Raw genomic sequence first — 12336 nt, 5'->3', positions numbered from 1 at the left:
AGCGGTGCGGGGCCAACTGCTGGGAAAGTGGAAGGGTGTCTTCCCAGCAACTGCCCGCAACGCTCGCCGAGGCCCTGCACGGCTTCGGCCGATACCTCGAGGCTGAGCGCGGACGCTCCGCCCATACCGTGCGCGCCTACCTAGCCGACGTCGCGAGCCTGCTGGCACATGCTGCCGCGGAGGGCGTCACGGACCTGGGCGGCCTCGACCTGGGAGCCCTGCGCCGCTGGCTGGGCGCCCAGAGCGAAGCCGGGATGGCGCGGGCTACGGTGGCACGCCGCGCCGCCACCGCCCGCGCCTTTACCGCCTGGGCCGTCCGGGAAGAACTCATCACCAGCGACCCAGCGCTGCGCCTGAAAGCCCCGAAACGCGAACGATCCCTGCCCGGCGTGCTGCAACAAGGCCAGGTCCAGCGGCTTGTGGCGGACGCGGAGTCCGCTACGGCGGACGGCGGACCGCTGGCCCTGCGGAACCGGGCCATGCTGGAGCTGCTCTATGCCACAGGCGTTCGAGTCGGTGAGTTGGCCGGCCTGGACGTGGATGACCTCGACCCTGACCGCCGGACGCTGCGGGTCCTCGGCAAGGGCAACAAGGAGCGGACGGTCCCGTACGGCGTCCCGGCTGCCGTCGCCGTCGACGACTGGCTGCGAAGGGGCCGGCCTGCCCTGGCAGTTGACGGCTCGGGACCAGCACTCTTCCTCGGCGCGCGCGGCAGGCGGGTGGACCAGCGCCAGGTCCGCAGCGTCGTGAAAGGGTTGCTGGACGGGCTGGGAGACACCTCGGCCACCGGTCCGCACGCCCTGCGCCATTCCGCGGCGACCCACCTGCTCGACGGCGGCGCGGACCTCCGCGCCGTACAGGAAATTCTCGGGCACAGCAGCCTGGCAACCACCCAGCTTTACACCCACGTCTCGGTCGAGCGGCTCCGAAAGAGCTACCAGCAGGCCCACCCGCGGGCCTGAACGGCCGGTGTTCTGCCCCGCCACGACGCGCCGGGAGCGACGCGCCGAATTGCACTGGCGTAATTAGGCGGGGTACGGCAGAATGAGAATCACGCCCGGCAACTTTCAAGTGGTGCTTGAAGCTCGTAGTATCCGCTCACCACCTGAAATCCGGACCTATTTTTTGCAGCTTGTGGTTCTAAAGAAATTGAATAGTCTGGCAGGGGCACACCGCCCCGCACGCGGATTCACGCAGCAGGCAGACATCCAGGCAGAGGTCGTTGGGGAAGACGTACCTATAGCTATGGAGGATGGAATGTCTGTTGCACTAACCCGCGGTGTCCTGTTCGTTCACTCGGCCCCGACCGCCCTGTGCCCCCACGTTGAGTGGGCCATTGGGTCTGTCGTGGACAAGCGCACGGACCTTGAGTGGACCCCCCAGCCTGCCGCGCCCGGAATGTTCCGGGCCGAGCTGTCGTGGACCGGAGCGCCGGGCACGGGAGCTCAGTTGGCGTCCGCACTGCGCGGCTGGGCACACCTGCGCTACGAGGTCACCGAGGAGCCAAGCCAGGGCATCGACGGCGGCCGCTGGTCGCACACCCCTGAGCTGGGCATTTTCCACGCCGTCACCGACGTCCACGGCAACATCATGGTCTCCGAAGACCGCATCCGCTATGCCTATGAATCCGGCGCCGGGGACCCCTCTGCCGTCTACCACGAGCTGTCCCTGGCCCTTGGCGAGGCCTGGGACGAGGAACTCGAACCGTTCCGGCACGCCGCCGAAGGCGCCCCGGTGCGCTGGCTTCACCAGGTCGGCTAGCCCTCCGGACCACGCCGCACACTCCATAGCAACGCCAAATGACAGATGGCGGCAATGTTCACCAAGAACATTGCCGCCACCTGTCATTTCGGCGCGATCAGCCGGCCGGCCCGCCGGTCCCGGCGCGGGCCGCCGGGCGCCGGGCCGCGTCAGTACAGCTAGACGCTGCGGACGGCGATGACGGCGTTGTGGCCGCCGAAGCCGAAGGAGTTGCTCAGCGCGACGATGCTGCCGCCCGGGAGGGCACGCTCGGAGGTGACGACGTCGAGCGGGATCTCGGGGTCCTGGTTTTCCAGGTTGATCGTCACCGGCGCCTTGCGTTCGTACACGGCCAGGACGGTGAGCACCGCTTCGACGGCGCCGGACGCGCCGAGCAGGTGGCCCATCTGCGACTTGGTCGCCGAGACGGCCACATTGTCGACGTGGTTGCCGAGGGCTGCCTTGAGCGCGCTGTACTCGGGCTTGTCGCCGACGGGGGTGGAGGTGGCGTGCGCGTTCACGTGCACGACGTCCTCGGGCTGGATCCGGCCGTCGAACATGGCGGCCTTGAGGGCACGGGTGGCGCCGAGGCCTTCCGGGTCCGGGGCGGTGATGTGGTAGGCGTCGGCGGTCACCGAGGTGCCGGCGAGTTCGGCGTAGATCTTGGCGCCACGGGCCAGGGCGTGCTCCTCGGCTTCGAGGACCAGGGCGCCGGCACCTTCGCCCATGACAAAGCCGTCACGGTCGCGGTCGTACGGACGCGAGGCCCGTTCCGGAGCGTCGTTGCGGCGGGAGAGTGCCTGCATTGAGGCGAAGGCGGCAATCGGCATCGGGTGGATGGCGGCTTCCGCGCCGCCGCAGACGACGACGTCGGCCTTGCCGGAACGGATCAGGTCCAGGCCCAGGTGCATGGCCTCGGTACCGGACGCGCAGGCGGAGACGGGGGTGTGGGCACCGGCCCGGGCGCCGAGGTCCAGGCTGACCGCGGCCGCGGCACCGTTGGGCATCAGCATCGGCACGGTCATGGGCAGGACGCGGCGCGGACCCTTCTCACGCAGCGTGTCCCACGCGTCGAGGAGGGTCCACACACCGCCGATGCCGGTCGCGAAGGCGACGGCCAGGCGGTCGTGGTCAATGTCGGTGATGTTGGCATCGGCCCAGGCTTCGCGGGCGGCGACGACGCCGAACTGCGTGGAAGGGTCCATGCGTTTGGCTTCGACCCGGCTCAGCACCTCGAGGGCCGGGGTGGAGGCGCGCGCGGCGAAATGCACCGGGAGCTCGTACTTGGCCACCCAGTCGTCCTCGAGCGTGTGTGCGCCGGAGACGCCCTTCAGCGCGTTCTTCCACATCGTGGGGACATCGCCGCCAATGGGTGTGGTGGCACCCAGACCGGTAATGACTACTTTGCGTGCCATGGGGATCACTCTCTGTCGGTGCGCCTGCCGTGTCCGGATCTTGGTGGACGGCCGGGGCCTGCTGGGGAAACTCTGCGGTGGTGCTAAACAAGACGGCGGCGGCGGAGGCCCGGCCGGGGAGCAGCGTGCGCATCCCGGGCCGGCCTCCGGACCGGCCGTCCGGACGGTCCGTCCGGTGCCAGTGCAGGCGGCGTTACGCCTGGGCGTTGGCGATGAAGCTGACGGCGTCGCCGACGGTCTTGAGGTTCTTGACCTCTTCGTCGGGGATGCGCACGCCGAACTTTTCCTCGGCGTTGACCACGATGGTCATCATGGAGATGGAGTCGATGTCCAGGTCCTCGGTGAAGGACTTGTCCAGCTCGACAGCCTCCGGGGCCAGGCCGGTCTCTTCGTTGATGATTTCGGCCAGGCCGGCCAGGATTTCTTCGTTGTTAGCCATGGATGGCTCCTTTTCTCGTTGGTGCCGTCGGCCCCCGGAGTTGGTCCGGGCGTTTCTGGCGAAATGGTTCAAACCGAGGGTTCGGCTTGGTTTGGGGATCCGTGCTGTTGAGGTAGGCCAGCAGCCGGGAAGGACAGCGGCTGCTAGGGGAGGACGATCACCTGGGCGCCGAACACCAGGCCGGCGCCGAAGCCGATCTGCAGGGCCAGCCCGCCGCTCAGTTCGGGATTTTCCTGCAGCAGACGGTGGGTCGCGAGCGGAATGGAGGCCGCCGAGGTGTTGCCCGCTTCGGCAATGTCCCGGGCGATCTTAACGGTGTCGGGAAGCTTGAGCTGCTTGGCCATCTCGTCAATGATGCGCATGTTGGCCTGATGCGGGATGAACGCCGCGAGGTCCTCGGCCTTGACGCCGGCGACGTCGAGGGCCCGCTGCGCCATCTTCGCCATTTCCCAGACCGCCCAGCGGAACACCGTCTGTCCGTCCTGGCGCAGCGTGGGCCACAGGGACGCCTCGGTGGCGGCGGCCTCTCCTTCGCTCAACGCCGTGCCGCTCGTGCCGGCGGCGAAGTCGCGGATGTCCAGCATGGAGTGCGTCATGCCGATCGCGTCCCATTTGCTGCCGTCCGAACCCCAGACCGAGGGGCCGATGCCCGGGGTCTCGGAGGGTCCAATGACCACGGCGCCCGCGCCGTCCCCGAGCAGGAAGGAGATGGTGCGTTCGGTGTTGTCGATGACGTCGGAAAGCTTCTCGGCGCCGACCACCAGCACGTACGTGGCAGCACCGGAACGGACCAGGGCGTCGGCCTGGGCGATGCCGTAGCAGTAACCGGCACAGGCCGCCGAGATGTCGAACGCCGGCGCCGGGGTGGCACCGAGGCGGTCGGTCAGGCTGGCGGCGGCGGACGGGGTCGCGTACGGGTGGGTCACCGTCGACACGATCACGGCCCCGAGCTGGGAGGCCTCGATGCCGGCCCGCTGCAGGGCCTCGCGCGCGGCGCCTTCGGCCATATCAATGACGCTGACGTCGGCGGCGGCCCGGTGCCGGGTGATGATGCCGGTGCGCTGCCGGATCCACTCATCCGAGGAGTCGATCCACTGGCAGACGTCCTCGTTGGTGACGATGACATCCGGCCGGTAGGCACCGAGACCCAGGACCCGGGTGTTTGCGTTCACGGGGGCCTGCTTCAGGGTTGGAGCGCTCATTTCACTCCCTCCAGTTCTGCGAATAAGGCCAAGGCGGCGGAAAGGTCGTCCGGGGTCTTGACGGTGACGGTTTTCACGCCGGGCATGCCGCGCTTGGCCAGACCGGCCAGCGTCCCGGCCGGGGCCAGCTCGATCACGCCGGTGACGCCGCGCTGCACGAGGGTTTCCATGCAGCGGTCCCAGCGGACCGGCCGGGAGACCTGGGCGATCAGGCTGTCGAGCGCGGCGGTTCCGCCGGTCACTTCGGCGCCGTCGAAGTTGGAGAGCAGGGGGACCTGGGGATCCTGCGGGTGCAGCGCGGGCCGCAGCGCCTGCAGGGCCGCGACGGCGGGGGACATGTGCGAGGTGTGGAAGGCCCCGGCGACCTTCAACGGGATGACCCGCGCCTTGGCCGGCGGCTTCGCGGCGAGGGCGGCGAGCTGTTCCATGGTCCCGGCGGCGACGGTCTGGCCGGCACCGTTGACGTTGGCCGGGGTCAGGCCGCAGGCTTCGATCGCCGCAAGCATCTCGGCCGGCTCGCCGCCGACGACGGCGCTCATCCCGGTGGGAGTGGCTGCCGCGGCGGCGGCCATGGCGTTGGCCCGCTCGCGAACGAAGGTCATGGCTTCAGTCTCGGTCAGGACGCCGGCCAGCGCGGCGGCGGTGATTTCACCGACCGAGTGCCCGGCGAGGATCACCGGCAGGGTGTCCAGTTCGACGTCGAAGAGGGACTTGGCGGCGACCAGCCCGGCGGCGACGATCAGGGGCTGCGCGACGGCGGTGTCCTTGATCGTTTCCTCATCCGAGGTGGTGCCGTGGGCGGTGAGGTCGATCCCTGCGATTTCGCTCAGGGAGGCCAGGTGGCCTGCGACGGGGGGGAGTTCCAGCCAGGGGGCCAGAAAACCGGGGGTCTGGGAGCCCTGTCCAGGGCAGACGATTGCAAGCACGTATCCAGCTTTCCAAATTGCCGCGAGATTCATCGGTACTTTCTTGCACCAAGCTCACAGAGTCACTTTGTAGGAAGTCTACAACGCGTCATGAGTGGTTGCGGGACGGCTGCCGCTCCGGCGACGGTCTGGGCGGGGCCGAAAGCCGGCCCACCACCAGGGCCGCCTGGAGCACAAAAGCCTCCCGGGGAATGAGCGGATCCCAGCCCGTCACGTCGCAGACCCGCTTCAGCCGGTACCGGACCGTGTTGGCGTGGACGAAGAGCTCGCGCGCAGTGGCCTCGAGGGAATGGCCCAGCTCGAGGTAGGTCCCGAGCGTCTCGACCAGGCCGTTGGAAGCCGCCAGCAGCGGCCGGTAGATGTTCTTCACCAGGGAGCGCCGGGCGGCGTCGTCGCCGGAGATCACCCGCTCCGGGAGCAGGTCATCGGCCGCCACCGGGCGCGGCGCGGACGGCCAGGCCCGGGCGGCGGTCAGGCCGGCAAAGGCGGACTGCGCCGAGCTGCTGGCCTCCGGCAGGGACCCGGCCTCGGCCCCGTAGACCACCGGCCCCGGCGCGAAGAGCTCACTGAGTTTCTGACACGCCGATTCCCGGTCCTGCACGCCGCCAAGGATGAGGATGAGCCGGTCGCCCTGGATGCCGACCAGTGCATCCTCGGCGAACCGTCCGGCAGTGCGGCGCAGCTCGCTGACGTAGCTGGCGCTCGGCTCGGACGGGGAGTTGCCAACCATCACGGTGAAGCGCTCCTGGGCTTTCCAGCCCAGCGCGGCGATCCGGGACCGCAGCGCGTCGGTGTTTTCGCCCCGCAGGATCGCATCGACGATCAGTGCTTCCAGCCGGGTGTCCCAGGAGCCGCGGGTCTCGGCAGCGCGGGCGTAAACGTCGGCGGCGGCAAACGCCACCTCGCGCGAGTAGCGCAGCACCGCCTCGCGCAGGGCGCCCTGGTCCGCCTCCGGCGCGATGACCGGCACCTGGTCCTCGACCACCTCGACGACGATCCGGATCAGCTGGAGCGCCTTCTGCAGGCTGATCGAGCGGGTCAGCTCGGTGGGCGCGGTCCCGAAGACGTCGGAGAGGATCCAGGACGGGGAGCTGGGACGCTCATACCAGGTCACGAACGCGGCGATGCCGTTCTGCGCGACCATGCCGAGGGCCGACCGCTCATCGGAGTTGAGCCGGCTGTACCAGGGCAGCGATTTTTCCAGCTGGCGCAGGGTGGTGGTGGATAGTTGGCCCACGCTGGAGCGTAGCTTTTTCAGCGTCTCGGCCTTCTCGGGGGCCAGTGCCCGCACGGCCGGTTTGCGCTTTGCGGGAGGGGTGGTGGGCTCTGCCATGGTTCGAGCATACGGCGCAGGAGGTTCAAGCTCCATTTGTGCGAAGGCTACAAGTTGCCTTGGGGTGCATCACACCGGCGTAAACGCCCGACGGCGGCCCCCACCGTGGGTGGGGACCGCCGTCGGGCGTGTGCTGGCGCAACCGGCGCGCCGGTGGGGCTGCCGGCCTAGGAGTCGCCGCCGGCATTGCCGGTGGTGCCGGCGTTGACGTTGAGCAGCTTGTACTTCTCGATGGCCTGCGCCGGCGCCTGGGCGTCGACTTCGCCGCGGCGGGCCAGCATCTGCAGTGAACGGACCACGATGGAGTGGATGTCGTTCTTGAAGAAGCGGCGCGCTGCGGCGCGGGTGTCGGAGAAGCCGAAGCCGTCGGCGCCGAGGGAAGCGAACTCGTTCGGGATGAACTGCCGGATCTGGTCCGGGACGGCCTTCATGTAGTCCGAGACGGCGACGATCGGTCCGGTGGCGCCGGCGAGCTGTTCGGTGACGAACGGGACGCGGGCCGGCTGGCCCGGGTTGAGGAAAGACTCTTCCTCGGCGGCCATGGCGTCGCGGCGCAGTTCGGTCCAGGAGGTCACGGACCAGACGTCGGCGGAGACGCCCCAGTCCTCGGCCAGGATCCGCTGGGCCTCGATAGCCCAGGGAACGGAGACGCCGGAGGCGAGGATCTGCGTGCGCGGGCCGTCGATCTTGGCCGGCGCCAGCAGATAGATGCCCTTGATGATGCCTTCGACGTCCAGTTCAGCCGGGGCCACCGGCTGGGAGATCGGCTCGTTGTAGACCGTGAGGTAGTACATCACGTTCCGTGACGGGTCGTTGTCCGCCAGCCCCGGACCGTACATCCGGTTGAGGCCGTCGCGCATGATGACGCCGATCTCGTAACCGTAGGCCGGGTCGTAGCTGACGACGGCCGGGTTGGTCGAGGCCAGCAGCGGCGAGTGGCCGTCGGCGTGCTGCAGGCCTTCGCCGGTCAGCGTGGTCCGCCCGGCGGTGGCACCGATGACGAAGCCACGGGTCATCTGGTCAGCGGCGGCCCAGAAGGAGTCGCCGGTCCGCTGGAAACCGAACATGGAATAGAACACGTAAATCGGGATCAGCGGTTCGCCGTGGGTGGCGTAGGACGTTCCCGCGGCGGTGAACGCGGCCACCGAGCCGGCCTCGTTGATGCCGGCGTGCACGATCTGGCCGGCAATGGATTCCTTGTAGGCCAGGACCAGGTCACGGTCCACGGACAGGTAGTTCTGGCCGTTCGGGTTGTAGATCTTCGCCGTCGGGAAGAACGCGTCGATGCCGAAGGTACGGGCCTCGTCCGGGATGATCGGCACGATCCGCGAGCCGAAGTCCTTGTCCCGCATCAGGTCCTTGAGCAGCCGGACAAAGGCCATCGTCGTCGCTGCCAGCTGCTTGCCGGAGCCGCGGTTGGCGACCTCGTAGGCCTTGTCGCCGGGCAGGGTCACCGCCGTGTGCTTGGAGCGGCGCTCCGGCACAAATCCTCCCAGGGCGCGGCGACGCTCCATCAGGTACTTGATCTCCGGGGCGTCGGCGCCGGGGTGGTAGTACGGCGGCCGGTACAGGTCGGCTTCGAGCTGTTCGTCCGTGATCGGGATGCGCAGGTGGTCGCGGAACGCCTTCAGGTCCGCGAGGGTGAGCTTCTTCATCTGGTGCGTCGCGTTGCGGCCCTCGAAGTGGGTGCCGAGGCCGTAGCCCTTCACCGTGTGCGCCAGGATGACCGTGGGCTTGCCCTTGAACTCGACGGCGGCCTTGTACGCGGCGTAGACCTTGTTGTAATCGTGGCCACCGCGCTTGAGGTTCCAGATTTCCTGGTCCGTCATGTCCGCGACCATGTCCTTGGTCTGCGGCGTCTTGCCGAAGAAGTGTTCGCGGACGAACCCGCCGGATTCGGCCTTGTAGGTCTGGTAGTCGCCGTCGACCGTCTCGTTCATGATCTTCACGAGCGAGCCGTCTTCGTCCTTGGCGAGCAGGTCGTCCCACTCACGGCCCCAGACGACCTTGATGACGTTCCAGCCGGCGCCGCGGAAGAACGCCTCGAGTTCCTGCACGATCTTGCCGTTGCCCCGGACCGGGCCGTCGAGGCGCTGCAGGTTGCAGTTGATCACGAAGTTAAGGTTGTCCAGCTTGTCGTTCGCGGCGAGCTGGAGCAGGCCGCGGGACTCGGGTTCGTCCATTTCGCCGTCACCCAGGAAGGCCCAGACCTGCTGGTCCGAGGTGTCCTTGATTCCGCGGTTGTGCAGGTAGCGGTTCGACTGTGCCTGGTAGATGGCGTTCATCGGGCCGATACCCATGGACACCGTCGGGAATTCCCAGAAGTCCGGCATCAGGCGCGGGTGCGGGTAGGAGGAGAGGGCATGTCCTTCTTTGGACTTCTCCTGCCGGAACCCGTCCAGGTCCTCTTCGCTGAGCCGGCCTTCCATGAAGGCGCGGGCGTACATGCCGGGGGAGGCGTGGCCCTGGAAGAAGACCTGGTCGCCGCCGCCGGGGTGGTCCTTGCCGCGGAAGAAGTGGTTGAAGCCGACCTCATACAGGGTCGCGGCTCCCGCGTAGGTCGAGATGTGGCCGCCGACGCCGATGTCCGGGCGCTGGGCGCGGTGCACCATGACGGCGGCGTTCCAACGCATCCAGGCGCGGTATTTGCGCTCGATTTCCTCGTCACCGGGGAACGGCGCTTCCTGGTCCACCGGAATGGTGTTGACGTAGTCGGTGGTGGTCACCATCGGCACACCCACGCTTTGCGCGCCGGCGCGCTGGAGCAAACTCCGCATGATGTATTGGGCACGAGCCGTGCCCTGTTCCTGAATCAAGGTATCCAGGGACTCCAGCCACTCGGCGGTCTCTTCTGGATCACGATCAGGCAGCTGGTTAGTCAACCCGCTGAGGATATGGGAGGTATCTTCTCCTGCAGCCACGTCCAACCTCTCTTTGAGCGCATTCATCGGCACCCTCAGCTTCGGCAGGGTAACTGCCTGGCGTGAACGCGACGTGTGCGACATTTCGGTAACAGCAGCCCGGTCCTGTGCGCCGGGCTAGGTGCAATCACAACCATGCCTGCCTGTCGTAGCGGGCGGTTGTCCGCGCAGGCAAAGTCGTCACCAGCCACTCTAGCCGGGTGCGTCCGCGGATGCGTAGCCATGAAGTGGCGCAGCCGCCCCCCTTCCCGGGCATACTGGTTCTGTGACGCAGTGTCCCGGGCACGGTCCGCGGGCGGCCGGTGTGACGCAGAATATGGCGGAACGCGGGCTCCACAGCTTGAAGCCAAGGCTCAAAGGGTGTTGGCTGGTAGTAATGGAAGTCACTAGCGGCATTGGTTTAACTAAGCAGTACATACGACAGCACGAAATGCAGTACCCCAGGAAGCACAAACAGCATAGGAGCAACACGTGAGCGAGGCCGACGCCGCCACTTCGGTAAATGTGGCGGAAAAATTGGGTTTCAAAAACGGAGATCTGATTCAGGAATTCGGTTATGACGACGACGTCGACTTCGACTTGCGTGACGACATCGAGGACCTCACCGGGTCGGAGCTCTTCGACGAGGACGACCACGAAGTCGTCGATGCGGTAATTCTCTGGTGGCGGTCCGACGACGGCGACCTGGTGGACACCCTGGTCGGATCACGGACCACCTTGACCGAAGGCGGCGTGGTCTGGGTACTCACTCCGAAGAACGGCCGCGTCGGCTACGTCTCGCCGGCTGAAATCCAGGACGCGGCACCCACCGCGGGCCTGCACTACACCACCTCGGCGGGCGTTTCCAAGGACTGGAGCGCCACCCGCCTGGTCACCCGGAAGAACAAGTGACCCAACCGGCGGTGACGGCCTCGCCGCCTGCGCCGGTACCCGCCGTCGGGCAGCCGGCCCCCGACTTCGAGCTGGTCAACCAGTTTGGGGAACCGGTCCGGCTATCCGATCTCCGGGGCCGCAACGTGGTCCTCGTGTTTTTTCCCTTCGCATTTTCCGGAATCTGCACGGGCGAGCTCTGCGAGATCCGCGACAACCTTGGCGTTTTCGACGACTCCAAGGCGGCTGTGCTGGGTGTTTCGGTCGACAGCAAGTTCGCGCAGCGGGCGTACGCGGAGAAAGAGGGCTACACCTTCGACCTCCTCGCCGACTTCTGGCCGCATGGCGCCGTCGCGCAACGGTACGGTGTTTTCGACCCGGACAGCGGCATGGCCCAGCGCGGCACTTTCATCATCGACGCGGACGGCATCGTCCGCTACGTTGTCGTCAATCCACGCGGCCAGGCCCGGAACTTCGCGGAGTACCGCGCCGCCCTAGCCGGGCTCGCGGGATCCTGAGCGGGACGGGGAGCATGAGGCAGCGGCGCCCCGGGATCGGCATGACTGGTTTTGCCAGCCTGCCGCCGGTCGCCGCCGCCGAACCCGCGCGCAGCGAACTCGAAGTCCTGCAGGAAATCCACGCCCTGCTGGCGGGGGAGCGCTTCGCATTGTTGACCGGAGCAGGGCTGAGCACGGATTCGGGAATCCCGGACTACCGCGGCCCCGGCGCCGCGCCACGGGAACCGATGACGTACCAGGAGTTCGTCGGCAAGGCCGAGAACCGGCGCCGGTACTGGGCCCGTAACCACATCGGTTGGTCCCACCTGCGCCGGGCCGATCCCAACGCCGGCCACCGGGCCGCGGCCCGGCTGGAGCACCGCGGCCTCCTGACCGGCCTGATCACCCAGAACGTGGACCGGCTGCACGAGGACGCGGGCAGCGTCAACGTCGTGGATCTGCACGGCCGTTTCGACCGGGTGCTCTGCCTGGACTGCGGGCGGCGCTACACCCGGGCGCTGCTGGCCGGGGTCCTCGAGGAACTCAATCCCGGCTTCCTCACGGATGCCCTCGAGGCCGGTGTCGTGGAGATGGCGCCCGACGCCGACGCGACGGTGGAGGACTCGGAACTCATCGCGGGGTTCGTCGTTGCGAACTGCCCGGCCTGCGGCGGGACGCTGAAACCGGATTTCGTCTACTTCGGCGAAAACGTCCCGAAGGACCGCGTGGAGCGCTCCTACGCCATGGTGGACGCCGCCGGCGCACTGCTCGTGGCGGGTTCCTCCCTGACCGTGATGAGCGGCCTGCGGTTCGTCCGCCACGCCGCGAAACAGGGCAAGGCCGTGGTGATTATCAACCGGGGACAGACCCGCGGTGACGCCCTCGCCACGATCAAGCTGGACGCCGGCGTCAGTGAAGCCCTGACCTGGCTCGCGGCAGAACTTCCGGGACTCTGAAACCGTGCCGGCTGCCCCGGCGGCGATTGGCGCTTTC

At 67.8% G+C, this 12336-nt stretch carries 11 protein-coding genes; 5 read left to right on the top strand and 6 right to left on the bottom strand.

The genetic code is table 11. From position 1 onward, the window contains the following. The first annotated feature begins 35 nt into the window (after positions 1-35). The gene (locus AC3ANP_RS15860) at positions 36-962 is read left to right on the top strand and encodes a tyrosine recombinase XerC (protein WP_488331085.1); all 927 of its coding nucleotides are present in this window, start codon (positions 36-38) and stop codon (positions 960-962) included. Between the two features lie 295 nt (positions 963-1257). Then, positions 1258-1761, top strand: coding sequence for a DUF3145 domain-containing protein (locus AC3ANP_RS15855; protein ID WP_488331084.1), 504 nt, complete (start codon positions 1258-1260; stop codon positions 1759-1761). 158 nt (positions 1762-1919) lie between these two features. Here the strand turns inward: AC3ANP_RS15855 and fabF are convergent, their stop codons facing one another. From fabF to aceE, 6 genes are all read right to left on the bottom strand, one after another. Then, positions 1920-3155 (bottom strand): beta-ketoacyl-ACP synthase II, encoded by a 1236-nt coding sequence (gene fabF / locus AC3ANP_RS15850; RefSeq protein WP_488331083.1) that lies wholly within the window; start codon positions 3153-3155, stop codon positions 1920-1922. Positions 3156-3348: 193 nt separating this feature from the next. Next, a complete protein-coding gene (locus AC3ANP_RS15845) occupies positions 3349-3594 on the bottom strand; it encodes an acyl carrier protein (protein ID WP_488331082.1) in 246 nt (81 codons plus the stop codon). Between the two features lie 143 nt (positions 3595-3737). Continuing rightward, positions 3738-4796 (bottom strand): beta-ketoacyl-ACP synthase III, encoded by a 1059-nt coding sequence (locus AC3ANP_RS15840; protein WP_488331081.1) that lies wholly within the window; start codon positions 4794-4796, stop codon positions 3738-3740. After that, positions 4793-5722: an ACP S-malonyltransferase gene (locus AC3ANP_RS15835; protein ID WP_488331080.1), complete on the bottom strand. Its 930-nt coding sequence runs from the start codon at positions 5720-5722 to the stop codon at positions 4793-4795. Before AC3ANP_RS15835 ends, AC3ANP_RS15840 begins: the two co-directional genes overlap by 4 nt. 88 nt (positions 5723-5810) lie before the next feature. Next, positions 5811-7055: a PucR family transcriptional regulator gene (locus AC3ANP_RS15830; protein WP_488331079.1), complete on the bottom strand. Its 1245-nt coding sequence runs from the start codon at positions 7053-7055 to the stop codon at positions 5811-5813. 167 nt (positions 7056-7222) lie between these two features. Beyond that, on the bottom strand, positions 7223-10003 hold the full coding sequence (gene aceE / locus AC3ANP_RS15825; RefSeq protein ID WP_488331078.1) for a pyruvate dehydrogenase (acetyl-transferring), homodimeric type: 2781 nt from the start codon (positions 10001-10003) through the stop codon (positions 7223-7225). Positions 10004-10447: 444 nt separating this feature from the next. Between aceE and AC3ANP_RS15820 the strand changes: the two genes are divergently transcribed. The 3 genes from AC3ANP_RS15820 to AC3ANP_RS15810 are packed head-to-tail and all read left to right on the top strand — an operon-like array spanning position 10448 to position 12299. After that, complete coding sequence (locus AC3ANP_RS15820) at positions 10448-10867, top strand: DUF3052 domain-containing protein (protein WP_441400597.1); 420 nt, start codon at positions 10448-10450, stop codon at positions 10865-10867. After that, on the top strand, positions 10864-11364 hold the full coding sequence (locus AC3ANP_RS15815; protein WP_488331077.1) for a peroxiredoxin: 501 nt from the start codon (positions 10864-10866) through the stop codon (positions 11362-11364). Before AC3ANP_RS15820 ends, AC3ANP_RS15815 begins: the two co-directional genes overlap by 4 nt. Before the next feature lie 14 nt (positions 11365-11378). After that, complete coding sequence (locus tag AC3ANP_RS15810) at positions 11379-12299, top strand: NAD-dependent protein deacetylase (protein ID WP_488331076.1); 921 nt, start codon at positions 11379-11381, stop codon at positions 12297-12299. The last annotated feature ends 37 nt before the right edge of the window (positions 12300-12336 follow it).

The organism is Arthrobacter sp. JB02-1C (assembly GCF_057748045.1).
This window is presented reverse-complemented; position numbering and strand designations above follow the sequence as displayed.

Excerpts from the sequence above, each read along its gene's own strand:
- aceE (WP_488331078.1), bottom strand. The coding sequence starts at position 10,003 with ATGAATGCGCTCAAAGAGAGGTTGGACGTGGCTGCAGGAGAAGATACC.
- AC3ANP_RS15830 (WP_488331079.1), bottom strand. The coding sequence starts at position 7,055 with ATGGCAGAGCCCACCACCCCTCCCGCAAAGCGCAAACCGGCCGTGCGG.
- fabF (WP_488331083.1), bottom strand. The coding sequence starts at position 3,155 with ATGGCACGCAAAGTAGTCATTACCGGTCTGGGTGCCACCACACCCATT.
- AC3ANP_RS15855 (WP_488331084.1), top strand. The coding sequence starts at position 1,258 with ATGTCTGTTGCACTAACCCGCGGTGTCCTGTTCGTTCACTCGGCCCCG.
- AC3ANP_RS15845 (WP_488331082.1), bottom strand. The coding sequence starts at position 3,594 with ATGGCTAACAACGAAGAAATCCTGGCCGGCCTGGCCGAAATCATCAAC.
- AC3ANP_RS15810 (WP_488331076.1), top strand. The coding sequence starts at position 11,379 with ATGAGGCAGCGGCGCCCCGGGATCGGCATGACTGGTTTTGCCAGCCTG.
- AC3ANP_RS15840 (WP_488331081.1), bottom strand. The coding sequence starts at position 4,796 with ATGAGCGCTCCAACCCTGAAGCAGGCCCCCGTGAACGCAAACACCCGG.